The sequence below is a fragment of the Euzebyella saccharophila genome (assembly GCF_014855495.1).
In the GTDB taxonomy this organism is placed as follows: Bacteria; Bacteroidota; Bacteroidia; order Flavobacteriales; family Flavobacteriaceae; genus Euzebyella; species Euzebyella saccharophila.
In genome coordinates, this window is sequence record NZ_JACYFJ010000005.1 from 292,809 (window position 1) to 318,931 (window position 26,123).

Sequence of the window (26,123 nt, forward strand, 5' to 3'; positions counted from 1 at the left end):
TCTTTACTATACAATGAATTTAAAGGGCAAAAAAAAATATTTGGTGGTATTAGGTATGCTACTTTCCTTTTTTTGCTCAGCTCAAGAAGCATCCTCTTCAGATGAAAGTATGTTCAATCAATTCCAAGAATTAAGTAGTACTGACGAAAAGCTCAATTTCTTTTTTAATGCGGAAGATCTTTATAGGGAAAATTCTACTTATGATTGGTTGGAACTAATAACCATTAATTTAAATGCGGCCATTAAGAATGATGACCAGGAAGACCTTAAGCGTTTTCAGCTTATGCAAGCCAGAATATTCTATGACCTTGGGGATTATGATAAAAGTCTTGCTATAAATAAGGAACTGTTCGAGCAGATAGACGACCTTGATATATACCTCTCCAGCAAGCTGTTGGATTTAATGGATGATAATTATGGTAAATTAGGTATGTATCCTGAGCAAATAGATACCAGAAAAAAACAAAGGGAACTTGGCATCATGGAAAGTGTGCCCTTTTACGATATCTACTCTAACTTGGGTATGTACCGCAGGGCCATGGATGATTACATAGCCTATGAGAAAAAGAATATTGAGGAGGATGACTATTTTGGCCAGGCAGAATATTATAACAATCTTGGAAATTTTCTGCGTTTGGATGGTTCAACCCCCACTGCATTGGGAAGGTATAAGAAAGCAAAAGGCTTTATAGATGTTTTCCTTGACAACGTAACCCGGAAAAAATCAAAAAAGGTACATGAAGAAGCAGAGTTGCTAAAAGGGGTAATAGAGGGCAATATTGGTAAATGTCATGTTGATTTAAAACAATATGAGGATGCCATACCTTATTTGGAAAAATCCATAAAAAGAATAAAAGAGAATACCACAAGGGGTTATTCTTCCGAGATTACAGAAAACAGCTTGGCAATTTCCGAATGCTTTCTTCAATTAAGAAACTATTCAAAAGCCACGGATTACTTGAGTGATGATTTAAGGACCTACACGACGGACAATCTTCTACAAAAGAACAGATTGTTGGCCATGTACTATGAAATGACCGAGGATTTCAAAAATTCCAATTATTACTTAAGAAAGAATATTAGGGTTAGGGATTCCATCAGTGAAAATGAATCGCAACTAAGACAGCAACAGCTTTCAACCGTAATGATCCAAGATCTTAAACTATCCCAAGACTTACTGGCAGAACAGAAATTGGCCTTGGAGAAGCAGAAGAACGAAAACTTGGCCATGGACAAGAGAAATAGTTTGGTTTTAATTTCCTTGCTATTTACACTGTTGGGCTTCGCCGGTTTGGTCTATGCCTACCTCAAGAGTATCAAAAACCAAAGACTGATTGCGGAACAAAAGTATATTATAGAAAACTCCCTTGTGGAAAAGGATTCCTTGCTAAAGGAAATTCACCATCGGGTAAAGAACAATTTGCAAATGGTTTCAAGCTTGCTGAGCCTACAAACCAAAAATACCCGTAGTAAAGCCGCTATAGAGGCATTGGAAGAAGGAAAAAGTAGGGTGAAGGCAATGGCATTGATACATCAAAAACTGTATCAAAACGAAGACCTTTCCGTGATTGAGATGCAAAGCTATATTGAAAGTTTGATCAATAGCGTACAATCGGTTTATAAAAAAGGTGGTCATAATATCAATATCACCGTAGATGCAGAAGGTGTAGAACTGGATATTGACCGAGCTATACCGTTTGGTCTTATGCTAAACGAATTGGTTTCCAATTCATTTAAGTATGCTTTTCCTCATGGGGATGAAAATGGAAAAATCTACATTCACATTAGAAAAACAGGGGATCAAGAAGGATTTTTCGAATATTCCGATAATGGTGTAGGGCTTCCTGTAGATACGGAGGAAAGAGCTAGTACCTCCATGGGAATACGCCTTATGAACCGACTTGCCAATCAATTACAGACCACTCTTAACATTGACAGAAACTTGGATGACGGAGTTCGCTATTGGTTCAATTTTAAGTAGGAAACCAAGCACTTTTAAATTTATACTACGTCTCATCTTCGTTCAAATTATGGCTACCTTTGCTTCTAATGGATGCCTATTTTAAAAAGTATATCTTAGATTTTAAACGACCCAGTGGTACTTCACGTGGGGTTTTAGAACAGAAAGAAACATTTCTTCTTATCATAAAAAACCAACAAAAATGGGGTGTTGGTGAGTGCGGCATTTTTAGAGGCCTAAGTATAGATGATGTGCCTGAGTATATGGAGAAGTTAGAGTGGGTTTGTCAAAACATCGAAAACGGCGAGTCATTTTTAATTGAGAATTTAGTGCAGTTTCCTAGCATTCAATTTGGTGTAGAACAAGCTTTTAGGTCGCTTTACTCAAAAAATCCATTTCATCTATTTGAATCGGATTTTTTAAATAGGGAACAACCTATTTCAATCAATGGTTTGATTTGGATGGGAGATGTGGCATTCATGAATGATCAAATTGCCCAGAAGATTGATGAGGGCTTCCGTTGTATTAAAATGAAAATTGGGGCCATCAATTTTAAGGAAGAGGTTGCAATTCTAGAAGCCATCCGTAAAGAATATTCAAAAGAAAGGATAGAACTTAGGGTAGATGCCAATGGGGCGTTCTCGCCAAAGGATGCTTTGGAAAAACTCCATATTCTCGCCCAATATCAATTACATTCCATTGAGCAGCCCATTAAAGCAGGGCAGAAAAAGCAAATGAGGGAGCTTTGTGAAAAAACGCCTCTGTCCATAGCTTTGGATGAAGAATTAATAGGAATATTCGGCGTAACAAAAAAGAAGGAATTATTACAAATGGTAAAGCCTCAATATGTCATTCTAAAACCAAGCCTGATTGGCGGGTTTAAAGGTTCACAAGAATGGATTGAATTGGCAAATAGTTTGAATATAGGATGGTGGGTAACCAGTGCATTAGAAAGCAATATAGGACTTAACGCGATTGCCCAATGGACCGCAACTTTAAACAATTCAATGCCTCAAGGTCTTGGTACCGGGGCCTTATTTACCAACAATATGGAAAGTCCGCTTGAGGTTTCTAATGGCGGACTATATTATGAACAGGATAAGACTTGGAATTATCAGCAAATAAATGATTTATGTATATAGAACAAGGGTATAAGGGCAATTTGGGGCTTTGGAAATACGCTTTCATACCATTGGGCTTTTTGGCGTTAATGGTATTTAATTATATATCCACAATTATGTCCCCAGTACCTGTGGAGGACTATATGCAACAATTAATAGATAAGTTAGGTAGCAATACCGTATTGGTCATTTTATTGGCTCCTTTGGTTGTTGGCCTTTTTTTGGTGTTGGGTTGGACTAAATTGGTACATGAACAATCGATCACTTCCCTTACCACCAGCAGGAAAGCAATAGATTGGAGACGTATATTTTTTGCATTTACGGTTTGGGGACTAATTACGGCAGGTATGACCTACGCTTATATTTTGTTTGCCCCGGAAAACTATGTTTTCAACTTTCAAATGAAACCCTTTTTGACTTTGGCAATTATTAGTCTTCTGTTGATTCCTTTACAGACCAGTTTTGAAGAGTATTTGTTCCGTGGTCATTTAATGCAGGGATTGGGAATTCTAGCTAAAAATAGATGGTTTCCTTTAGTGGTAACCTCCGTTTTGTTCGGGGTGTTGCACCTAGGAAATCCGGAAGTGAGCAAATTAGGGTACGGTATTATGGTCTATTATATTGGTACGGGATTCTTTTTAGGAATTCTAACTTTGATGGATGAAGGGTTGGAACTTGCTTTGGGGTTTCATGCCGCCAATAATTTGATAACCGCACTTTTGGTTACCGCAGATTGGACGGCTTTTCAAACGGAGTCTATTTACAGGGATATTTCGGAGCCATCCTTAAGCTGGGACGGATTCATCCCTGTCTTTGTCATCTTTCCCCTTTTGCTATATGTTTTTTCGGTTAAATATAAATGGACGGATTGGACCGGGAAATTATTCGGAAGGGTTTTGACCGAAGAAGAATTTAAATCCCTTCCGGAAAATGAGCAATAGTTTCAAGGAAATTCACCCTAGTTTTAGGCTTCAAGGAGAGCACTATACTAAAGAGCAACTAAGGGAAGTAGCTTATTCTTTGATTAAGGAAGGTGAAGATTTTGAGAAATCCATCGGGGATTTTTTAATTGACTGGTTGAACGATGCCGATTACTTAGTTGTGCAAACTTCGGGATCTACAGGTAAGCCTAAGAAAATTCAACTTCAAAAAGAGTACATGAAAAATTCAGCTGTGGTTACAGGTGAATTTTTCGGTCTAAAGCCAAAAGATACGGCCTTACTTTGTCTACCAGCCAGTTACATTGCAGGTAAAATGATGTTGGTGCGGTCCATGGTTTTAGGGCTTCATCTAGATTATATAAATCCAACAACGGAGGTATCATTAAAAGCTGATTCTGGCTATGATTTCGCGGCCATGGTTCCCTTACAGGTTGAAAACTCACTTTCTGAAATACATAAAATAAAATATTTAATAGTTGGAGGCGCAGCGGTTTCGGAGGAGTTGAAAGTAAAAATAGGCCTTACAGGTATACCGACCCAAATTTATGAAACCTACGGAATGACCGAAACAATTACCCATATTGCGGTTAAAAAAATCCATCCGAATGATAATATCCAAGAAAACTTCAAAGCTTTAAAGGGGGTAACGTTTAAGCAGGATGAAAGGTCTTGCCTCATTATCGAAGCCCAACAGGTAACAGATGAGCCAGTCTTGACCAATGATGTGGTGAACTTGGTCTCGGAAAAAGAGTTTAATTGGTTGGGGCGCTATGATAATGTAATCAATTCTGCAGGGGTAAAATTATTTCCAGAGCAAATTGAGGCTAAATTGGGTAAATTTTTATCTCAAAGATTTTTTGTTGCAGGTATTCCCGATCAAAAACTGGGACATAAACTTGTCCTAATTTTAGAGGGAGAGGGGCAAATAGTGGCTGTACGCGATAAAATAGCAAAGTCTCCAGAACTGGATACCTATGAGCGACCTAAAGATATCTACTTTGTAAAAACATTCATGGAAACAACTTCGGGTAAAATTCAAAGAAACAAAACCATGGAGTTGCTTCCAATCTAGATTTTAGGTTTGTATCACCCCTAAATTAAAGTCCTTTTCAATTGGGGCATGGTTAGCAGCTTCAATCCCCATAGAAATCCATTTTCTGGTTTCCAATGGGTTAATAATGGCATCGGTCCATAGTCTGGCAGCTGCATAGTAGGGAGATACTTGGTTGTCATACCTATCCTTTATTTTGTTAAAAAGCTCGGTTTCTTTTTCTAGGGTTATGGTTTCACCCTTCTTTTTTAAGGAAGCCTTTTCAATCTGAAGTAAAACCTTGGCGGCAGAATTCCCGCCCATAACTGCAAGCTCTGCACTAGGCCACGCCACAATAAGTCTGGGGTCATAAGCTTTCCCGCACATGGCATAATTTCCAGCACCGTAACTATTTCCAATTACAACGGTAAACTTTGGGACAACAGAATTGCTCACCGCATTTACCATTTTAGCACCATCCTTGATGATGCCCCCGTGTTCACTTTTACTCCCCACCATAAACCCGGTAACATCTTGTAGAAAAACCAAAGGGATTTTCTTTTGGTTGCAATTGGCTATGAAACGGGTGGCCTTATCGGCAGAATCGGAATAAATAACGCCCCCAAATTGCATTTCGCCTTTTTTGGTTTTTACTACCTTGCGTTGATTGGCCACAATACCTACAGCCCACCCGTCTATACGTGCATATCCGGTTAAAATGGTTTTTCCGTATCCTTCCTTGTATTCTTCAAATTCCGAGTCATCCACCAATCTTTTGATAATCTCTGTCATATCATATTGGTCCGTTCTGGATGCGGGTAAAAGACCAAATAGCTCGTTTTCATCTGCTTTTGGTTTCAAGGGCTTTTTACGGTTGTATCCTGCCAACTCAAAACCTCCCATTTTGTCCATGATGCTTTTAATTTTATCAAGAGCATCGGCATCGTTTTTTGCTTTATAATCGGTTACACCGCTAATTTCGCAATGGGTGGTAGCCCCACCAAGGGTTTCATTGTCTATATTTTCGCCAATGGCGGCTTTGACCAAATAACTTCCGGCCAAGAATATACTTCCGGTCTGGTCTACAATAAGAGCTTCATCGCTCATAATGGGCAAATAGGCGCCCCCGGCCACACAGCTACCCATTACTGCAGCAATTTGGGTAATTCCCATGCTACTCATAACCGCATTATTTCTAAAAATTCGCCCAAAATGCTCTTTATCCGGAAATATTTCGTCTTGTAAAGGAAGATACACCCCGGCACTGTCCACTAGATATATAATGGGCAACCTGTTTTCAATGGCAATTTCTTGGGCCCTAAGATTTTTCTTTCCGGTAATGGGGAACCAGGCACCTGCTTTTACGGTAGCGTCATTGGCCACTACCAGGCATTGTTTGCCAGAAACATATCCCATTTTAATGACCACTCCGCCAGAAGGGCATCCACCATGCTCTTCGTACATGCCATCTCCCACGAGGGCTCCTATTTCTATGCTATGGCTTTTATCATCCAATAAATAATCAATGCGTTCCCTAGCAGTCATTTTGCCTTGGGCATGCTGCTTTTCAATTCGTGATTTTCCCCCGCCCAATTTTACTGTGGATATTTTCCTTTTTAAGGCGGAAAGAAGTAATTTATTATGGTCCTCGTTTTTATTGAATTTTAAGTCCATATAGGTATGTATTCTTTTTTTATAGGTTAAAGATACGGACTAAAATTCATTACATTTGGTACAATCCATTAACGTAAAAAAAGGAATTAATGATTAGATGGGGTATTGTTGGTCCGGGTAGAATTGCACATAGTTTTGCCAAGGACCTAAAATTGGTTGAAGGAGGAAAACTTACCGGAGTGGCTTCTAGAAGTTTGGAGCGTGCCCAAGAATTTGCAAAGGAGTACGGGGCAGAACACAGTTTTGGTTCCTATGAAGAAATGTTTGAGAGTGATGAGGTAGACGTACTTTACATTGCAACACCACATACGTCACATTGTGAGCTTTCAATTGCCGCTATGGAGAAAGGAAAGCATGTTCTATGTGAAAAGCCCATGGGTATCAATTTAGCGGAAGTGGAGCAAATGGTTGACGCGGCAAAAAAGAACAAGGTTTTTCTTATGGAAGCGCTTTGGAGCCGCTTTAATCCGTCTATTCTCAAGGTAAAGGAAATGGTTGAAAAAGGAGATTTGGGTAAAATTGCTTATTTAAATGCCGATTTTGGTTTTTATGCCTTGGACAGGGATGCAAAGCATAGACTGTTAAATCCCGATTTAGCGGGAGGCTCTTTATTGGACATAGGTATTTATCCTATTTTTTTAGCATATCTCATCCTGGGCAAGCCTGAAACGATTATGGCTACCTCCAAATTCCATAGTACCGGGGTAGAGGCACAGACGGCCATGATATTTGATTACCCTTACGCGCAGGCGGTTTTAAGTAGCGGACTACGGTCTAAAATTTCAATGAAAGCCGAAATTGCCGGTAGCAAAGGGTCTGCTTATCTACATGAAAGATGGCATGAGACACAAGGCTACTCGGTAGAATTGAATGGAGAGCTGGAGGAAATAGATTTTCCAACAAAGGGAATTGGGTACTCCCACGAAATTGAAGAGGTACACCATTGTCTAAACTCAGGAAAATTAGAAAGCACAAATTGGAGTTTGGATAATAGTTTGGATTTGGCCAATCTTCTAAATGAAGTTCGTAAAATAACGGGAATTAGTTTTCCTGGGGAATAGAAAGACCCTCAAAATCCTTTGGAATGAGGTTTTACTGTAAAAATTACGATATTTGCAGTTACCTTTAATTGAAACCAAAAATTTATGGGAATGAATAAGAATACCGTTCTGGCTTGGGCCACCTTTATTATGATTGTTGTAGGAGTGGCTTTGATCGCTCTTGGCGCTTTTAGATATGATGAAGTGGCTGGTTGGGGCTTTGCCTCGGTCGGAATCGGTTTTTTCGCTATTGCTTGGGTGTTTAACGCGCTTAAGGGTAGAGTATAGCCTTACTTATCATAAAAATAAATCACAATTTAAAATTTAATAAACGCTTCAATGTCAGACGATAAGAAAGTTATCTTTTCAATGTCCGGGGTTACCAAAACCTATAAGAACGCCAATACCCCGGTCCTTAAAAATATCTATTTGAGCTTTTTCTATGGAGCTAAAATTGGTATTCTGGGTCTTAACGGATCGGGTAAATCTACCTTATTGAAAATTATAGGCGGTGTAGATAAAAATTACCAGGGCGATGTGGTTTTCTCCCCAGGTTACAAAGTAGGTTATCTGGAACAGGAGCCTCAATTGGACGAAGAAAAGACCGTTCTTGAGGTGGTAAAGGAGGGTGTGGCCGAAACCGTGGCCGTTTTGGATGAGTATAATAAAATAAATGACATGTTCGGTTTGCCCGAAGTCTATGAAGATGCGGACAAGATGCAGAAGCTCATGGACAAGCAAGCGGAACTTCAAGATAAAATTGATGCTTCCAATGCTTGGGAGCTTGATACCAAGTTAGAAATAGCAATGGATGCCTTGCGTACTCCAGAGCCCGACAAAAAAATTGGTGTTCTTTCCGGTGGGGAAAGAAGAAGGGTGGCGCTGTGCCGTTTGCTGTTACAAGAACCTGAAATTTTGTTGTTAGATGAGCCTACCAACCATTTGGATGCAGAGTCTGTACATTGGTTAGAGCATCATTTGGCCCAGTATAAGGGAACGGTTATCGCGGTAACGCACGACCGTTATTTTTTGGATAATGTAGCTGGTTGGATTCTTGAATTGGACCGAGGTGAAGGTATTCCGTGGAAAGGAAATTATTCTAGCTGGTTAGATCAAAAGGCCAAAAGATTGGAGCAGGAAAGCAAGAGTGCTTCAAAAAGACAAAAAACTTTGGAGCGTGAGCTTGAATGGGTACGTCAAGGACCAAAAGGTAGACAGACCAAGCAAAAGGCACGTCTAAAAAATTATGACAAGTTGATGAGCCAGGACCAAAAACAACTGGATGAAAAACTTGAAATCTATATTCCCAATGGTCCCCGTTTAGGAACCAATGTTTTGGAAGCGGAAGGAGTAAGCAAGGCTTATGGCGATAAGTTGCTATATGAAGATTTAAACTTTAAACTTCCTCAAGCAGGAATTGTTGGGGTAATTGGTCCTAACGGTGCTGGTAAGACAACTATCTTTAGAATGATAATGGGTGAGGAGCAACCGGACAAAGGTAGTTTTACGGTAGGGGATACTGCTAAAATAGCTTACGTAGATCAAAGCCATAGCAATATAGACCCGGAAAAAACCATTTGGCAGAATTTCAGTGATGAACAGGAGTTGGTTTTGATGGGAGGTAGACAGGTCAATTCTAGGGCGTATTTAAGTAGGTTTAACTTTTCAGGGAGTGAGCAGAACAAAAAGGTGAACATGCTTTCCGGTGGGGAAAGAAATAGACTTCACTTGGCTATGACCTTAAAGGAAGAGGGCAATGTGTTGCTACTTGATGAGCCTACCAATGATTTGGATGTAAATACCCTAAGGGCGCTTGAAGAAGGTTTGGAAAACTTTGCGGGTTGTGCCGTAGTTATATCTCACGATAGATGGTTCTTAGATAGAATATGTACCCATATTTTAGCATTTGAAGGTGACTCCCAAGTATATTTCTTTGAAGGTTCCTTTTCCGATTATGAAGAGAACAAAAAGAAAAGGTTGGGCGGTGACATTATGCCAAAACGAATTAAGTACAAGAAACTTATCAGATAAAAAAAGCCGGGTTTGCCCGGCTTTTTTTATTTAATACGCCTCATTGGGGTACCAATCTAGCTGTACCACTTCAATTTCAGAATTTCCTTGGTTCACTAAGGTTTTAAATTTGGAAACATCGCTTACATCTGGGTTTCCTCTATAGTGGTAGGGATAAACCTTTTTGGGAGCAAATGCTAGTACTCCGTCGGCGGCACTTTCTGGTGTCATGGTGTAAGGTAGGTTCATGCACACAAAAGCAATGTCAATATCTTCAAGAGTACGCATTTCAGGAATGTCTTCCGTATCACCGGAGATATAGACCCGTTTTTCTCCCATACTAAGTACATAACCGTTGCCACGTCCTTTTTCGTGAAACTTTTTGGCTTCTTCCCGCAGATTGTACATAGGTATAGCTTTTATACTAATTCCGAATCGGTCTTTCGTATCTCCATTATGAAGAATATCTATTTGAGGGGTAAACATTTCCGGCATTTTATCCGCCGCGGCCTTGGGCATAATAATTTTTGCCTTTTCGGTATCCAGTGCTTCCAATGTTTCAACATTCAAATGGTCTCCATGTATATCTGTTACAAGAATAAGGTCAGGTTTTTTTTGACCTTCAAATGCCTGTGCACCACCAACAGGGTCTATATAAATGATGGTATTGCCCCATTCCAAAACTGCTGTAGCGTGTTCAATAGGAATGATTTTTAATTCCTTTTCAGGGCTTTCTTCCTTTGAGCTCACGGCCATTTCCTTAGATGTTTCAGCATTAGGGTCTTCTGTCTTTTTCTCTTCTTTACAACTAAATAGAATGACAAAAAATAGCAAGAGAGACACGTAGTTAGTTTTCATAATATCAAATTTATAGTGATGTTAAATGTACAGGTTTGAATACCCCTATAGCAACTTAAGTTCAAAAATACATACTTGAGTAAAGGATAGGGGCCATAAAAGCATAAAATTTGATGCATTACATTCATATCTAATAATATAGGATAAACTTTGGGTAGCTAGGCAAGATAATTGAATCACCGGATACCTGATAGGGTGCTGTTTTGTGTATATGCACCAAACCAATTGTTTTACTGGGATATCTATACGATTAAACTTTCATTTTTTTCAACTAAAAAATCTAAATAATAAATCTTAACGTATATAATATTGATACAAACAAATCAGAATCAAAAAGAAATTAATTTAAACGTTATGACTGAAACAAAAAGTAACAACGGATTGAAAGTGCTGGCAGGCCTTTTAGGTGTGGTCTTGTTAGGCGTTATCATCTATACGGTTAGTCTTTACCAAGAGAAGAAGAAGAACGAAGCTTCCTTGATGCAAGAAAAACAATTGGTAGTTGAAGACCTGAACAGTCTTAAATCCGAGTATGACAAAGCAATTTTGGAAAGCAATGCCACCAATGAGGAATTGGTAACGGCAAGGGACAATATTGCAAAATACATTGATTCCGTTAAAAGTATGAAAGCGGATATCTCTACTTTATCCCGCTACAGAAGACAAGTGAGTGTTCTTAAGCAGGAAAGAGAGCAGCTTTTAAAGCAAGTGGATTCCCTTACCAAAAGCAATACTTTAATTGCCATGCAAAGGGATAGTACGTACACTGAATTGGAAAAACAGACTATGTTCAATGATTCATTGGTTGTACAAAACACTCAATTGGCAGATGTTGTTGAAAAGGGTTCTGCATTAAATCTTTCAAAGTTTAATGTAGATGCGGTTAGAGAGCGAAACAGTGGAAAATTGGTTTCTACCTCTAGAGCCAAAAGAACCGATCAGTTCAAGATTTGCTTCACTGTTGCGGACAATGTTATTGCCGAAGCCGGTGATAGGGAATTCTTTATTGAAGTTTTAGATCCACAAGGTAATACTCTAGGTGAAAGCTATTCTAAATCCAATGATGAAGGTGCTTCCATAACATATAGCAAAGGAACTAGCTTCTACTACGAAAACAAGGCTTTGGATGTATGTGATTATATTAACAAGCCTGTAGGAGATTTCCAAGAAGGAAATTATATGGTGAATGTGTATGATGACAGATTGAAATTATTGGGTACTTCTAAGTTTACCCTTAAATAAGAAACACTATCCATTACATAATAAAAAGGGACAACCATTGCGGATTGTCCCTTTTTCTTTTTCTATAAGGTGGGTGATAATTCTTATTTTAAGCTTCCTACCATATCTTCGGGTTTTACCCATTCATCATATTCTTCTGCCGTAACATAACCAAGATTTATGGCCTCTTCCTTTAACGTGGTACCGTTGGCATGAGCGGTATTCGCAATTTCGGCAGCTTTGTAATATCCAATTTTGGTATTCAGTGCCGTAACCAGCATTAACGAATTGTTTAGCAATTGCTTGATTACTTGGTGATTGGGCTCAATACCCAAGGCGCAATTTTCATCAAAACTCACACAAGCGTCTCCTATCAACTGTGCGGACTGTAAAATGTTGGCGGCCATAACAGGCTTAAAAACGTTTAGTTCATAGTGGCCCTGGGTTCCTCCAACGGAAATGGCTACATCATTTCCAAGTACTTGGGCGCATACCATGGTAATGGCCTCACACTGGGTAGGGTTCACTTTACCCGGCATAATAGAACTACCAGGTTCGTTGGCAGGAATTACAATCTCCCCAATCCCTGAACGAGGTCCGGAAGCCATCATTCTAATGTCATTGGCAATTTTGTTTAAGGAAACGGCTAGTTGTTTTAGCGCTCCATGACTTTCTACAATAGCATCATGAGCAGCTAAGGCTTCAAATTTATTCTCCGCGGTAATAAATGGCAAATCGGTAAATTCAGCTATGTATTTAGCCACGAGAACATCGTAACCTTTTGGAGTATTCAATCCCGTACCTACGGCAGTTCCTCCCAATGCCAATTCACTTAGATGTGGCAGCGTGTTTTTTAGGGCCTTAAGTCCGTGTTCCAATTGGGAAACATACCCTGAAAATTCTTGGCCAAGGGTTAGGGGAGTGGCATCCATCAAATGGGTACGTCCAATTTTTACCACATCCTTAAAATCCTTGGCTTTTTGTGCTAACGTATTTTTTAGTTGTTCTACCCCGGGAATCGTTGTCTCTACAATTTTTTTGTAGGCAGCAATGTGCATACCTGTTGGGAAGGTGTCATTGGAAGATTGGGACTTGTTTACATCATCATTTGGTTGAATGGTCTTTTCACCTTCACCAATTTTTTTTCCGGCAATTTCATGGGCCCTATTGGCAATTACTTCATTGACATTCATGTTACTTTGAGTACCTGAACCTGTTTGCCAGATAACCAATGGAAATTGATCATCATGCTTACCTTCTAAAATTTCATCGCAAACTTGAGCAATTAAATCCCTTTTTTCCTTTGCAAGTACGTTAAGCTCATGATTGGTATAGGCAGCGGCCTTTTTTAGATAAGCAAAGCCGTAGACCACTTCCAACGGCATAGACGCAGGAGCTCCTATTTTAAAGTTGTTTCTGGAACGTTCTGTTTGTGCGCCCCAATATTTATCGGCAGGTACTTTTACCTCGCCCATGGTATCCTTTTCTATTCTAAAACTCATTATAATGTGCTATTTAATTGTAAATGGGTCATTAACAAAGGTAGGATATAGGCTTATTAAATCCATTTTAGATACGTAAAATTTTGTTTTTTCAAACTTTTCATATTTTTTTTCTTTTCCGTTTGCAATTTTCATCCATTCTCAAGTATCTTTGTGCATCAAAATGAATTAAATGGAATTTGATCAGTACCTCGGATTTATAGCATTCTTAACCATCTTGACCATAGGATTTTGGTTAATGATATTTTTATTGACTTTTGTAGTACCTTATTGGTTAGGTGGTAATATTATGGAATTGCTTAAGGAAAGAAGGGAAAAGAAAAAGGCACAAAGAAGCGCAAAGTAAGTGTTGTGTTTATAACGATAAACAAAAAGGGGGAAGTTTTAAACTTCCCCTTTTTTTTATTTAATTATATTTTTAGCCTTCCATTTCGTCATCATCCCCACCGTCATTACCATTGCCTCTTCCACGTCCATTACGTTCCTTGGGCTGATTGAATCTATAAATAAAGGATAACCTTACAGAGCGTTGCCTCCATTGAAACTCACTACGAGAGGTGAAAAATTCGGTTTCTGTATAAGATTGACGTTTGAAAGAATTTAGCAAATCGTTAACATTAAGAGAAATAGTTCCATTATCCTTAAGAATGTCCTTGCTAAAGGCTAGGTCAATTCTAAAAAGACCTTCGCTTTCAGTTTGGGAATTCTCACTTGGCCCCCTATAAAAGGCATTTGTTTGCCATTCTATTTTTTTTGGTAAGGTTACTTTTGAGCTAAACCGTGCAAACCAACTAGTATTGTTAGCACTATAGTCAATTCCATCATAAATTCCCTGTTTGTCAAACTTAAATATGTTGAAGCTGCTGTTTAGGCGTAACCATTTAGCTGGGTTATAAAGCACTCCAGCCTCTGCTCCATACCTGTTTTCTGTAGAAAGGTTGATAGGAAGAGTTCTAATGATATCAATTCCGTCCGTTGTAGTCTGACCCGTTTCTTGTTGTACACGTTCAAAACTATCGGTTTCTCTTTGATAGTAGATTGATGACGTTAGCGTTAACTTGTCCCATCTTTTTAAATAACCCAAGTCAAAAGTATTTGAGAAAGCGGGATTTAAATCTGGGTTACCTTGAAAGATATTCGTTCTACTAGAACGAGATGGGAAGGGGTTGATAAAAAATCCTCTTGGTCTATTTATCCGTCTATTATAACCCAACGAGATACTTTGCATGCCTTCCTCGTCCAATTCATAAATAAGATTAACCGTAGGGAATAGTCCTAAATATTTTTTGTCAAAATTTAACTCTACCTCTTCTCCAAGGTCTTCTTCTAATTGGCTCGTGTCATAATCTGATTCAATTTGACCTTTTAGCTGCGTGCTTTCCAGGCGAAGTCCTATTAAAAAGGAAAAGTCGCCAAACTTATTACCATATTGGGTATACAGTGCGTGTACATTTTCATCATAAGTAAATTTGTTGGTCAAGGCTTCATTGATGACCATTTGGCCAGTGGATTGATTTAAAGTATCCAACCTATAATCGGTTATACTTTCTTCTAAGGTTCCACGATAGCCGGCTTCAAATTGCGAATCGCCCAATGGTAAAACATAATCTGCCTGAAAAAGATATTCGTTTTCAATTTCATTTTCAAAGACTTCTTCTAATGCTAATAAGTTTGTAGAAGGAATGGTTTCACGTTCTTCAATATTGGTGTTTTTTATTTCATCTGAATTGGAATACTGAAAATCTGCTGTCAGCTTATGACCGTTATCATCAAAATTATTTACATAATTAAGCGATACTTGATAGCTCTCATCATCTTCATCCTCCAACTCTTCCCTAAATGTGTTGCTGCTTAGACTACCGGAAGTATAGCGTTCGTTGGTATTTTCGGTTTCGTCTTCATCTTGAGAATTGCGATAAAAAATACTGGCCGTAACTGACGATTGTTCGTTTAGAAAATATTCAAAACCAAGATTGGTGTTAAATGACTTACCAAGTCTATTATACTCCCTATCTTCTATTACCCGGTCAAAACTACCTGAAGTATAGGTGTTGTCAAAAAAGGCATTTCCCGGCGAATCTCTGTAACGATAACCGGTAGTATTAAAAATATTGAATTTGTCCGTTCTTAAATTAACATTGCCGGTAACGCCCGCACTTGTAGGGTGGCCAACATAGGAATTAATAGAACCGTTAAACCCAAGTGTTTTTTCCTTTTTAAGGACGATGTTTAAAATACCGGCCGTTCCCTCGGCATCATAGCGTGCGGAGGGGCTTGTAATTACTTCCACTTTTTCAATGGCATCAGCAGGTAATTGTTGCAGGGCATCCGTTGATCCAAAACCTGCTAAAGCTGAAGGTTTACCATTAATAAGAATTCTAACGTTTTCGTTACCTCTCAAACTAATAGCTCCTTCCACATCAACATTAACGGAGGGAACGTTATTCAAAGCATCACTAATGGTAGCGCCGCTAGTGGTAATGTCTTTCCCAATATTGTAAATTCTCTTATCTAGCCTAACTTCAACCGTAGTTTTTTCACCTACTACCTCTACACCTTCTAATTCTGAAGCCGCTATGTACAATGATAGCGTTCCAAGATTAACGGATTCGTTGAAGGTGGTTTGATTAATTTTATAGGTTTTGTAACCTATGTATTCTATGGATGCATTATACCTGCCCGGAGGGGTTTCTACGGAGAACTTACCTTCTATATCCGTAATACCGCCACTAACTTTTGTAGGGTCCTGAATGCTCTGGAGTACCAAAGTAGCATATTCCAGAGGTTGACCCGTTTCTTGGTCCAAAACCGTTCCTGAGATTGTAATGGGCTCTCTGCCTTGTCCTGGAGGTCTTTGGGGGCGTTGAGCGTAATTTTTAAAAGAGAGTAATACAAAGACGATCAGGAACAGTTTTTTCATTTTTGATTTTTAGGTTTTGTTTTTTTTGTCTTTTCGTTTTTTCTCCCGTTTCTTTTCTTTTCGTGTTTTTTGAATTCCTTTCTTTTGCATCTCTACAAAAGCTTCGTACTTATCCAATGGAAGCCCCGCTTTAAGTTCTTCATCTTGCGCTTTGGTAATTTTTTCCATGCCTTCACGCATTTGCTCCGGTGTTAGCTCCAAAATTTGCATTTCTATACGTTTTTGAACGTATTTCTTCAAAATGGAACTCAATACCGCAGACTCAAACTCATTTAAATCCAAGGCTTCTGTAATATTGGGCATTTCGCCATCAACAATTTGTTCTGCCGTTTTGGGCTCCGGTTCCTTTGGGGTATGCTCTACTTGAGGGATAGCATTGCGTTGCCTACCGTATCCATAGCCATATCCGCTTCCATAACCGTATCCGTACTGGGCCTGGATTTCTAATCCAAACACTACTAAAAAAATGAACGTAAGGGTAATTTTGATAAAGTTCTTCATGACTATATCGGTTTATAGGATTAAATAACTAAAATAAGGTTTAATCTAATTTGGTTAAACCTTTGTTAAAGGAACATAACAACAAATGTACCAATAATTTACAGCGCAAAAATTTTAATAATACTTCCGTTTTTTTTGGAAAAGGGCTTTAAGTTAGCAGCTTATTTTTTGAGAATTTCTTGAATTCTCTCCGTTGGTCTGCCAATAACCGCTTGATCACCTTTTATGATTATGGGTCTTTCAATTAACTTGGGATACGCAATCATGGCATCGAGAATATCCTCGTCCGAGAGCAATTTGCCCTTATACTTCTCTTTCCATATCGATTCGTTTTTACGAACCAACATTTCTGGAGTGATGGCCAAGCATCCCAAAATTTGTCTAAGCTCCTCTTTGGTAGGGACATTTTCCAAGTATTTAACTACTTCAAATTCCTCTCCTGAGTTTTCAACAACTCCTAGACCATCCCTTGATTTTTTACATCTGGGGTTATGATAAATTTTGATCATTGTTTAATTTCTTTTTATTCTTCCTCTTTTTGGCCCATCATCATTAAATAAGCCTTTAAGAATGCATCTATATCGCCATCCATAACCGAATCAACATTTCCGGTTTCTTGTGCGGTTCTCACATCCTTTACCAATTTATAGGGGTGCATCACGTAATTACGAATTTGGGACCCCCATTCAATTTTCATTTTTGAGGACTCAATTTCATTTCTGGCCTCCATTTTCTTTCTCAACTCAATTTCATATAATTGAGATTTAAGCATTTTCATGGCGGTAGCTCTATTGTCATGCTGACTTCTACTATCTGAACATGAAATTTGTATACCGGTAGGATGGTGAACCAATTGTACCTTGGTCTCTACCTTATTTACATTTTGGCCTCCCGCTCCACTTGATCTGGCGGTGGTAATGGTAATATCTGCAGGGTTTACGTCTATTTCTATGGTATCATCTACTAAAGGATAAACGTAGACCGAGGCAAAAGAGGTATGTCTCTTCGCGTTACTATCAAAAGGTGAAATTCGTACCAAACGGTGAACCCCATTTTCCCCTTTGAGCCATCCAAATGCAAAGTCGCCATCTATCTGTAAGGTAACCGTTTTAATACCGGCTACATCACCTTCTTGATAGTTTAATTCTTTTACCTTAAAGCCGCTTTTTTCTGCCCACATCATGTACATGCGCATAAGCATTGAAGCCCAATCACAGCTTTCCGTTCCGCCGGCCCCAGCAGTAATTTGTAGGACGGCCGGTAGCTCATCGCCTTCTTCGGACAACATGTTCTTAAACTCCAATTTCTCCAGGTGGTCTACCGCTTTTTCATACTGTGCCTTTACTTCCTCCTCCGAAATATCACCCTCTTGAAAGAAATCCAATAAAACCTCCAAATCACCAACAAGTGTTTTGGCTACATTAAAATCATCTACCCACTGCTTTTTGGACTGGATAAATTTCATGTGTGCCTGGGCCTCCTGCGGATTGTCCCAAAAGTCTGGAGCAAGGGTCTTTTCTTGCTCGTTTTCTATTTCTATAAGTTTAGCATCAACGTCAAAGATACCTCCTTAACGCACCAAGGCGATCCTGAAGTCCTTTAAAAAGGTCTGTAGTTACTATCATAAATTAAAATTTTCAGCAAAAATAACATACTTTTTTAGCATGCAGGATATTTATCAAAAAGTTTGAAAATTCAAAAAACAGAGAGTTTCTATTGTTGGGCACTCTCTACCTGTACCTTATATCTGGTGGCATTTTCTCCAGAAGTAAAAAGTACCCCTTTAATAGGTGGGCAGTCATTATAATCCCGTCCATGGGCCACCTTTATATAGTCTGTTGCCGCCAATATTCCGTTGCAAGGGTCAAATCCTACCCAACCGATGGTTGGGATAAAGCTTTCTACCCATGCGTGCATTTGCGAATCTCCAAAATAACCGTTTCCTTGATGTAAATAACCGGATACGTACCTAGTGGGTACCCCATTGGCCCTGCCTAGTGCACAGAATAAATGAGCAAAGTCTTGGCAAACACCTTTTTGTTTACTTATAACTTCGTCTAAAGTGGTGATGACAGATGTCTGATTTGTTTGAAACGTGAGATGCTCAAATAGAAAATTATTCAGATTTTGCAGATTTTGAAAGATAGATAGGTCTTTGCTGAAGGTGTAGGAGAACCTTTCATTTTTGATAAGGGTAGTAAGCTTGTTCGATTTCAAAAAAGATTGATGATCGGTTTTAAAATCCAGCCTATCAAGGATGTCAAAGCTGTCTGTAGGATTGCTCTCCGGAGTAAAATTAAAAGGATTGATATCCTCTTTCCATAATTTTAGCCGAACAGTAAAAGTAACCTTGGAAAACGTTTTGGAAGTTTTAATCCTCAATGTTTTAAAGCCAAAGCCATTGATAGAATACTCCTCTTTTTCCCATAGGGAATTTTCACAACTAATTGTTTCAATTTTTTGGGTATCATCTTCCAAAGGAATGACTAAAAACTGCCAATGAGCACCTGAAACCGGATTCTTGTAGCTATTTTCGCAGTAGTAAGTAATGTTATATTCCAACGACTTTATTTTAACTGAAAAAGTGTTGTAAGATAGGGAATACCAGTAATTTAATAGTTAAAAAATTCATTTTCCATTTCCTCACTAATGGCAACTAGGTTGGAAAGTATATCTTCTATAAAACCTTGGATGTCTTCTTCTATTTCCTTGATATACTTGTATTGATATTCTGCCCTTACCCGTCCTACTAAAAAGGAAGTGGACGTTTTATCATATTTTTTACTGGGGTCTAAAACCTTCACATGTTTACATACTTGGTTGAGACTGTTCATTACAGATCTTGGACAGTTAGGATTTAAAATAAGGAACTCCAAGGTTGAAATACTATTTGGGGTCTTCTTATAGAAACGCCGCATCATGTCATAGGATTCTGCACACTTAAGAAGGGTGGTCCATTCATAACTGTTACTAAACTTATCTCCGTAACTACCTTGCGCCATCAATGCATCTTGGTGTTTGGCATTGATCATGCGAATAATCTGGGTAGCCCGCTCAATATTAACGCCCAACATTATAATGGCGTAAATTTCATCATGTAATAGCGTTCCTCTCATTTTTCCCCGGAGAACCGCTGTCATTTCCGTGACATTTACCGTAAAATCATGTAAACTGCTGCGTACAAATAGGTCCGCATCGTAACTATTTACGTAGTGATAAAACTTATTGATAGCTTCGTACAGTTCCGTAGAGATTAAATCCCGTGCGCTGTTGGCATTTTCACGTGCATAACGCACATTACTTAAAATAGAAAATGGGTCATTGGGGTCCATTCCTATTTTATATAGAACCTCGCTTTCTACTAATTCCTTGGTATCGTCCTTTTCTGGACTTCCTACCATAAAAAGCATACTTCTTAAAACAAATTGTCTTGATTGGGACAATTGATGCGGTGCATCAAGGGAAGAAAAGTAATTGACATTCAAATATCTCGCAATATGTTCCGAACGTTCTATATAACGTCCCATCCAAAAAAGGTTATTAGCTACTCTTGCTAGCATAAAAATGTATTGAGTTTGTATTTTATATTCACTTTGAAAAGAGAGTTGAAAAGATTATGTTATTCTTTTAACACCCAGGTATCCTTGGACCCTCCGCCTTGAGAGGAGTTTACTATTAAATTGCCTCTTTTAAGGGCCACCCTAGTTAAACCGCCTTTAAGTACAAATTCTTTGTCCTTGCCAAGGATGGTAAAGGTTCTCAAATCAACATGACGTTGCTCAAACGATTCCGAATCGTCAATGTACGTAGGGTGCACCGAAAGTGACATAATGGGTTGTGCCACATACTTCCTAGGTTCTGCCTTAACCTCTGCTTTTACTTTTTCTATCTGTTCTTTACTTAATCTGTTTCCAATGGAAATGCCGTATCCTCCGGCCTCATCTACTGGTTTGATGACCAATTCGCTAATATTTTCCAACACATATTTAAGTTCATCTGGCTTGCTACAATGATAGGTATGTACATTATTCAAAATAGGTTCCTCGTCCAAATAATACTTGATGATATCAGGCATATAGGTATAAATGGCCTTATCATCTGCTACTCCGGTTCCAGGAGCATTGGCCAAGGTGACATTGCCTTTTTTATAAGCAGCAAAAAGCCCGGGAACACCCAAAGCAGAATCCGGTTTAAATTCCAGTGGGTCAATAAAGGCATCATCAACCCTTCTATAAATAACGTCTACCCGCTCTGGACCCCTTGTAGTTTTCATGTAAACAAAATCGTTTTCCACAAACAAATCTCTACCTTCTACCAATTCTACTCCCATGGTTTTGGCTAGATAGCTATGTTCATAAAATGCCGAGTTATACATACCTGGAGTGAGTACCACTACATTTGGAATATCTATGCCATTTGGTTTTACGGTTTCTAAAAGATCCAAAAGATTCTCGGCATAATTGGTTACGGTGTGTGTGTTGTAATGATTGAATACTCCAAAAAGTGCCCTTTTAAGTGCTGTCCTATTACAAATTACATAGCTTACGCCAGAGGGACACCTAATATTGTCTTCCAAAACATAATATTTGCCATCATTATGTTTTATAATGTCCGTTCCGGAAATATGGTTGTATATTTTTCCAGGTGGGTCTAAACCGATCATTTGGTCCAAGTAATTGGCAGAAGAACTGATTAGGTCCAGTGGTACCACACCTTGTTTGATAATTTTCTGTTCATGATAAATATCCCAAAGGAATAAGTTAAGTGCTCTGGAGCGTTGAATGGCTCCACGCTCTATGATGTCCCACTCATTGGGATCGATAATGCGTGGGAACAAATCAAACGGGAAGATTTTTTCAGTGGACTCCTTTTCTCCATATACTTGAAAAGTAATGCCTTGGTTGAAAAACGACGATTTGGCCTTATCGTTCAAATGAACATATTCCTTTATGGAATGGCCCCCGTAAAGCTCAAAGAGTCTGGAATAGATATCCTTGATTTCCCCTTTATTATTAAAAATTTCATCATAAAGAACTGGGTCTCTTTGGTACGATGAAAATATCTGATTTTGAATTTTACCCATGTTAAAATCTTTTCCTTTAAAATACTGGTTTTCAACTTAAAAAAAGGAATCAATTCGATAATAATATTAGCACAAAATCATCTTATCGTAAAATTTTGGGGATATTTTTAATACTTTCTCTACGTAACAAAAATCAATACCTTTTCTATTGAATGGGTAATTTACTTTCTTTGTCTACATTCAATTTTTTCTCTATTTATGACTATAAATCTAATAAGTGATACGGTTACGAAACCAACCGATGATATGTTGGAAACTATGATGCAGGCAACGGTGGGCGATGATGTCTTTAAAGAAGACCCAACTGTTAATGCCTTGGAACATAAAGTTGCGGATATGTTTCAAAAGGAACGTGCTCTTTTTTTTCCTTCCGGTACAATGGCCAACCAAACTGCCATTAAATTACATACCCAACCTGGGGAACAATTGATCTGCGATAAATATGCCCATGTGTTTAATTATGAGGGTGGGGGAGTGAGTTTCAATAGTGGGGTTTCCTGTAGGTTGGTTGATGGGGATAGAGGTATGATGACCGCCCTTCAAGTTGAGGAAGCTATAAATCCACCTGATTTTTATCACAGCCCTTTAACGTCCTTGGTTTGTATTGAAAATACCACGAATAAAGGTGGCGGGGCTTGTTGGAATCTTGAAGAACTAAAAAGAATCAAGAAGGTTTGTTCTAAAAACAAATTAGCTTACCATCTGGATGGGGCCCGTCTTTGGAACGCGTTAGTGGCAAAGGGAGAGGAGCCCCGGCAATACGGGGAACTATTTGATACTATAAGCGTTTGTTTGAGCAAAGGTCTTGGTTGCCCGGTGGGTTCCGTTTTGGTAGGTAGCAACGAGTTGATGGAAAAGGCACTCCGAGTTCGCAAAATCTTTGGTGGAGGAATGAGGCAAGCCGGTTATTTGGCCGCTGCCGGTATCTATGCTCTGGACAATCATATAAACCGATTGGCGGAAGATCATTCTAAGGCGAAAGAAATTGGTAAAACACTACAAAATCTAACCTTTGTAAAACAGGTTGAGCCCATTGAGACCAATATCGTTATTTTTCAAGTAAACGAAAATTTAATTTCGGAACAAAGCTTAGTTCAAAAACTGAAGCAGCATGATGTTCATTTTATAAGTATGGGTCAAGGAAAATTGCGTATGGTTACGCACTTGGATTACACACAAGATATGCACGAAAAACTATTGGATACTTTAAATAAGCTTTAAACGGCCTTCTTTTTTAAGCTCTTCAATTCTATTGATAAGGTTTTTAATGCCGTTTTCCATACCCATTTCCGAATCGTACAACTGACTTTGTCCAATAACGCTTCCGTAATCTTCCTTCAGGAGAAACAGAAACTGTCCGGAGTGATTGGTCTTTCTTTCAATATTATTTCTGGAAAATTGAAGGGAAGCTATGTTTCGAAAGACCTGTTTCACAGCCTTTTCGTCATCAAATTCAGAACCATGCAATAGTACTTGCCCACTTTTTGCCCGAATCGTAAAAGAATAATGATTTTGAGTTTTACTTACTATTTCTATCACCTGCAGTTTTTGGTAAAAGATACAAAATAAAGGCCGAAAGTATTGGGGAATATTTCGGCCTTTTTACTCCTTTTTTTTCGTGTCGTAAATTATCAACACTCAAAAATGTTATTTTCCAAATAGGGAATCCATGCCAGGAATATTGGGCATTCCTTCCTTGGCTACAGCTCCCAATTCCGTTTCATTTACCTGAGTGGCTTTTTCAATGGCCTTGTTAAGGGTCAATACCAAGTAATCTTCCAGTTGTTCTTTATCCTCAAGTAAGCTGTCATCTATTTTTACTTCTTTTACTTGCCTGTTGGCAGAAATAGTAACCTGCAAAAGGTTGTCTGAACTGCTTTCTTGAAGATAAACAGTGTCCAGCCTCTTCTTGGTAGCCTCTACCTTTTCTTGGGTCTCCTTAAGTTTACCCATCATTCCCATCATATCTCCGAACATAATTTTTATTTTAAGAGTTTACGGATTCAAAATTACTAAATTGTGCTCATTGTCAATAATAAACGTACGCTATGCAAATGAAAAATCTATGTTTTGTAATTGTATGTCTTACATTTGCCCTCCCAATTCAAAGTCAATTAAAAAAGATGAACCCAACTACCGTTCCAGTAGCAAAGAAAATACCACATCAATTAGAAAAACATGGCGATATTAGGGTAGACCCTTATTATTGGATGAATGAACGAGAAAATCCGGAAGTGGTAAACTATCTAAATTCGGAGAACGATTACTATAATTCCTTAACGGCCCATACCAAGCAATTCCAAGAAGACTTATTTACGGAAATGCGGGCAAGAATAAAGGAGGATGACGAGTCGGTACCCTATAAAAAGAACGGTTATTGGTACATAACCAGATATGAAAAAGGAAAGGAATATCCAATTTACAGTCGAAAGAAGGAAAGTCTTGATGCAGAGGAAGAAATAATGTTCGATGCCAATGAGATGGCAGAAGGACATGATTTTTTTAATATTGGCGGAATAGCCATTAGCCCTGACAATAAATTGGCTGCTTTTGGAGTGGATACTGTTTCTAGAAGACAATATTATATTCAGATAAAAAACCTTGAAACAGGCGAGATTTATTCGGACAAAATTGCCAATACAACAGGTGGTGCTGTTTGGGCGAACGATAACAAAACCCTGTTTTATACAAAAAAGGATCCGGTTACCCTACGGTCAGACAAAATCCTCAAACATAAGCTTGCTACCAGTGAAGACCAAGATCAGGAAGTTTTTCATGAAAAAGATGAAACCTTTGGTACTTATGTTTACAAATCCAAATCTAAAAAATATATCATCATAGGTTCCTACAGTACGCTAACCTCTGAATTTCAAACTTTACTGGCAGACGAACCGGACGGGGAATTAAAGATGTTTTCTCCAAGGGAAAGAGGGGTGGAATACGGAATAGCACATTATGGCGATAGTTTCTTTGTACACACCAATAAAGATGGCGCTACCAACTTTAAAATGATGAAAGTTGGAGAAGACCAAACATCTTCCGATAATTGGAAGGAGTTCATTCCCCATAGGAAGGATGTTCTATTAGAGGACTTGGATATTTTTAAGGACTATTATGTTTTGTCCGAAAGGGAAAATGGCCTTAATACCATCAAAGTGGTGCGATGGGATGGTTCTGATAGTTATTATTTACCCTTTGAAAACGAAACGTATACTGCTTCGGTTGGTAGAAATCCGGATTTTGATTCGGAGATTTTAAGATATTCATACAATTCCATGGCCACACCGAGTTCTGTCATCGATTTTAATATGCGTACCAAGGCAAAAGATATTAAGAAGGAACAGGAGGTTTTAGGTGGTACATTTGATAAGGACAATTATATAGAAAAAAGAATTTGGGCTACAGCAAGGGATGGAGTAAAGGTGCCAATGTCCATGGTGTACCACAAAGAAACACAGCTTTCTCCAGAAACGCCTATACTACAATATGCCTACGGATCTTATGGCTACACCATAGATCCTTATTTTTCTACCATAAGACTTAGCTTATTGGATAGGGGCTTTGTATATATTATTGCCCATATAAGGGGAGGTCAATATTTAGGTAGACAGTGGTACGAAGATGGAAAGCTTCTTAAAAAGAAAAATACCTTTACAGATTTTGTAGATTGTTCCCAATATTTGATTGATGAGGGGTATACCAGCCCAATACACCTGTACGCCATGGGTGGTTCTGCAGGCGGATTATTAATGGGGGCAGTCATAAACATGGCGCCTGAACTTTACAATGGGATAATTGCTTCCGTTCCTTTTGTTGACGTGGTTACCACGATGTTAGATGATTCAATTCCCCTAACAACGGGAGAATACGATGAATGGGGCAATCCTAATGAAAAAGAGTATTACGATTATATGTTGTCCTATTCACCGTATGATCAAGTAACCGCTCAAGATTATCCAAATATGTTAGTCACCACGGGCTTCCATGATTCCCAAGTGCAGTATTTTGAACCTGCCAAATGGGTAGCTAGACTACGGGAATTAAAAACCAATGACAAGCAACTGTACTTTGATATAAATATGGATGCAGGCCATGGCGGTGCTTCAGGTAGGTTTGAGGCATTAAAAGAAGTAGCTAAGGAATATGCATTTTTATTGGATTTGGAAGGGAAAATCGACTAATCGAAAAAAAATAGTAATTTTGCCGTAAGGAATATGCGTTAATTTCAAAACTTTCGCGTACACCAAAACTAGACAATCCTT

Annotated in this window: 23 protein-coding genes; 11 read left to right on the forward strand and 12 right to left on the reverse strand. The window is 38.6% G+C overall.

What is annotated here, in order from left to right; genetic code table 11:
- Positions 1–13: 13 nt before the first annotated feature.
- The 4 genes from IL355_RS15540 (at position 14) to IL355_RS15555 (ending at position 5,094) form a co-directional block, all read left to right on the forward strand.
- Entirely contained in the window at positions 14–1,981 is a 1,968-nt protein-coding gene (locus IL355_RS15540; protein WP_192463029.1) for a sensor histidine kinase, read from the forward strand.
- 68 nt (positions 1,982–2,049) lie between these two features.
- Positions 2,050–3,102, forward strand: coding sequence for an o-succinylbenzoate synthase (menC, locus tag IL355_RS15545; protein ID WP_192463030.1), 1,053 nt, complete (start codon positions 2,050–2,052; stop codon positions 3,100–3,102).
- Positions 3,093–4,022 carry a CPBP family intramembrane glutamic endopeptidase gene (locus tag IL355_RS15550; RefSeq protein WP_192463031.1) on the forward strand — a complete coding sequence of 310 codons (930 nt, stop codon included), beginning with the start codon at positions 3,093–3,095 and terminating at the stop codon, positions 4,020–4,022. The genes menC and IL355_RS15550 overlap by 10 nt, the downstream gene beginning before the upstream one ends.
- Positions 4,012–5,094: an AMP-binding protein gene (locus IL355_RS15555; protein WP_192463032.1), complete on the forward strand. Its 1,083-nt coding sequence runs from the start codon at positions 4,012–4,014 to the stop codon at positions 5,092–5,094. The genes IL355_RS15550 and IL355_RS15555 overlap by 11 nt, the downstream gene beginning before the upstream one ends.
- A gap of 3 nt (positions 5,095–5,097) precedes the next feature.
- On the opposite strand, the gene IL355_RS15560 is transcribed toward IL355_RS15555, so the two are convergent.
- Positions 5,098–6,726, reverse strand: coding sequence for an acyl-CoA carboxylase subunit beta (locus IL355_RS15560; protein WP_192463033.1), 1,629 nt, complete (start codon positions 6,724–6,726; stop codon positions 5,098–5,100).
- Positions 6,727–6,815: 89 nt separating this feature from the next.
- On the opposite strand from IL355_RS15560, the gene IL355_RS15565 reads away from it, so the two are divergent.
- The 3 genes from IL355_RS15565 (at position 6,816) to ettA (ending at position 9,797) form a co-directional block, all read left to right on the forward strand.
- On the forward strand, positions 6,816–7,787 hold the full coding sequence (locus tag IL355_RS15565; RefSeq protein ID WP_192463034.1) for a Gfo/Idh/MocA family protein: 972 nt from the start codon (positions 6,816–6,818) through the stop codon (positions 7,785–7,787).
- 84 nt (positions 7,788–7,871) lie between these two features.
- Positions 7,872–8,054 (forward strand): CAL67264 family membrane protein, encoded by a 183-nt coding sequence (locus IL355_RS15570; RefSeq protein ID WP_187458151.1) that lies wholly within the window; start codon positions 7,872–7,874, stop codon positions 8,052–8,054.
- Between the two features lie 51 nt (positions 8,055–8,105).
- Positions 8,106–9,797 (forward strand): energy-dependent translational throttle protein EttA, encoded by a 1,692-nt coding sequence (ettA, locus tag IL355_RS15575; RefSeq protein WP_192463035.1) that lies wholly within the window; start codon positions 8,106–8,108, stop codon positions 9,795–9,797.
- A gap of 30 nt (positions 9,798–9,827) precedes the next feature.
- Here ettA and IL355_RS15580 read toward each other — a convergent pair whose 3' ends face one another.
- Entirely contained in the window at positions 9,828–10,634 is an 807-nt protein-coding gene (locus tag IL355_RS15580) for an MBL fold metallo-hydrolase (protein WP_192463036.1), read from the reverse strand.
- Positions 10,635–10,988: 354 nt separating this feature from the next.
- Here IL355_RS15580 and IL355_RS15585 point away from each other — a divergent pair, with 354 nt between their 5' ends.
- Positions 10,989–11,876, forward strand: coding sequence for a hypothetical protein (locus tag IL355_RS15585; protein WP_192463037.1), 888 nt, complete (start codon positions 10,989–10,991; stop codon positions 11,874–11,876).
- Between the two features lie 83 nt (positions 11,877–11,959).
- Here IL355_RS15585 and fumC read toward each other — a convergent pair whose 3' ends face one another.
- On the reverse strand, positions 11,960–13,357 hold the full coding sequence (gene fumC, locus IL355_RS15590; protein ID WP_192463038.1) for a class II fumarate hydratase: 1,398 nt from the start codon (positions 13,355–13,357) through the stop codon (positions 11,960–11,962).
- A 172-nt stretch (positions 13,358–13,529) separates the two neighbouring features.
- Between fumC and IL355_RS15595 the strand changes: the two genes are divergently transcribed.
- Positions 13,530–13,703 carry a hypothetical protein gene (locus IL355_RS15595; protein WP_187458156.1) on the forward strand — a complete coding sequence of 58 codons (174 nt, stop codon included), beginning with the start codon at positions 13,530–13,532 and terminating at the stop codon, positions 13,701–13,703.
- Between the two features lie 72 nt (positions 13,704–13,775).
- Here IL355_RS15595 and IL355_RS15600 read toward each other — a convergent pair whose 3' ends face one another.
- From IL355_RS15600 to IL355_RS15630, 7 genes are all read right to left on the reverse strand, one after another.
- On the reverse strand, positions 13,776–16,277 hold the full coding sequence (locus IL355_RS15600) for a TonB-dependent receptor domain-containing protein (protein ID WP_192463039.1): 2,502 nt from the start codon (positions 16,275–16,277) through the stop codon (positions 13,776–13,778).
- Between the two features lie 9 nt (positions 16,278–16,286).
- On the reverse strand, positions 16,287–16,778 hold the full coding sequence (locus IL355_RS15605) for a hypothetical protein (RefSeq protein ID WP_192463040.1): 492 nt from the start codon (positions 16,776–16,778) through the stop codon (positions 16,287–16,289).
- Between the two features lie 161 nt (positions 16,779–16,939).
- The gene (gene arsC, locus IL355_RS15610) at positions 16,940–17,287 is read right to left on the reverse strand and encodes an arsenate reductase (glutaredoxin) (protein ID WP_192463041.1); all 348 of its coding nucleotides are present in this window, start codon (positions 17,285–17,287) and stop codon (positions 16,940–16,942) included.
- A gap of 14 nt (positions 17,288–17,301) precedes the next feature.
- Positions 17,302–18,400, reverse strand: a protein-coding gene (prfB, locus tag IL355_RS15615) for a peptide chain release factor 2 (RefSeq protein ID WP_317175507.1) whose coding sequence is annotated in 2 segments (ribosomal slippage) — positions 17,302–18,336 and positions 18,338–18,400 — 1,098 coding nt in all. Because the reading frame shifts where the segments join, the coding sequence is not laid out codon by codon here.
- Between the two features lie 91 nt (positions 18,401–18,491).
- Positions 18,492–19,340 carry a transglutaminase-like domain-containing protein gene (locus IL355_RS15620; RefSeq protein WP_225621278.1) on the reverse strand — a complete coding sequence of 283 codons (849 nt, stop codon included), beginning with the start codon at positions 19,338–19,340 and terminating at the stop codon, positions 18,492–18,494.
- Between the two features lie 50 nt (positions 19,341–19,390).
- On the reverse strand, positions 19,391–20,338 hold the full coding sequence (locus IL355_RS15625; protein ID WP_192463042.1) for an alpha-E domain-containing protein: 948 nt from the start codon (positions 20,336–20,338) through the stop codon (positions 19,391–19,393).
- Positions 20,339–20,397: 59 nt separating this feature from the next.
- Positions 20,398–21,861, reverse strand: coding sequence for a circularly permuted type 2 ATP-grasp protein (locus IL355_RS15630; RefSeq protein ID WP_192463043.1), 1,464 nt, complete (start codon positions 21,859–21,861; stop codon positions 20,398–20,400).
- Positions 21,862–22,059: 198 nt separating this feature from the next.
- Between IL355_RS15630 and IL355_RS15635 the strand changes: the two genes are divergently transcribed.
- Positions 22,060–23,082 carry a threonine aldolase family protein gene (locus tag IL355_RS15635; protein ID WP_192463044.1) on the forward strand — a complete coding sequence of 341 codons (1,023 nt, stop codon included), beginning with the start codon at positions 22,060–22,062 and terminating at the stop codon, positions 23,080–23,082.
- Here the strand turns inward: IL355_RS15635 and IL355_RS15640 are convergent.
- Both IL355_RS15640 and IL355_RS15645 read right to left on the reverse strand, forming a co-directional pair.
- A complete protein-coding gene (locus tag IL355_RS15640) occupies positions 23,068–23,400 on the reverse strand; it encodes a YegP family protein (protein WP_192463045.1) in 333 nt (110 codons plus the stop codon). The two genes, IL355_RS15635 and IL355_RS15640, sit on opposite strands and share 15 nt — an antisense overlap.
- Before the next feature lie 108 nt (positions 23,401–23,508).
- Entirely contained in the window at positions 23,509–23,838 is a 330-nt protein-coding gene (locus tag IL355_RS15645) for a YbaB/EbfC family nucleoid-associated protein (RefSeq protein WP_192463046.1), read from the reverse strand.
- A 146-nt stretch (positions 23,839–23,984) separates the two neighbouring features.
- Between IL355_RS15645 and IL355_RS15650 the strand changes: the two genes are divergently transcribed.
- On the forward strand, positions 23,985–26,042 hold the full coding sequence (locus tag IL355_RS15650) for a S9 family peptidase (protein WP_225621279.1): 2,058 nt from the start codon (positions 23,985–23,987) through the stop codon (positions 26,040–26,042).
- Positions 26,043–26,123 lie beyond the last annotated feature (81 nt).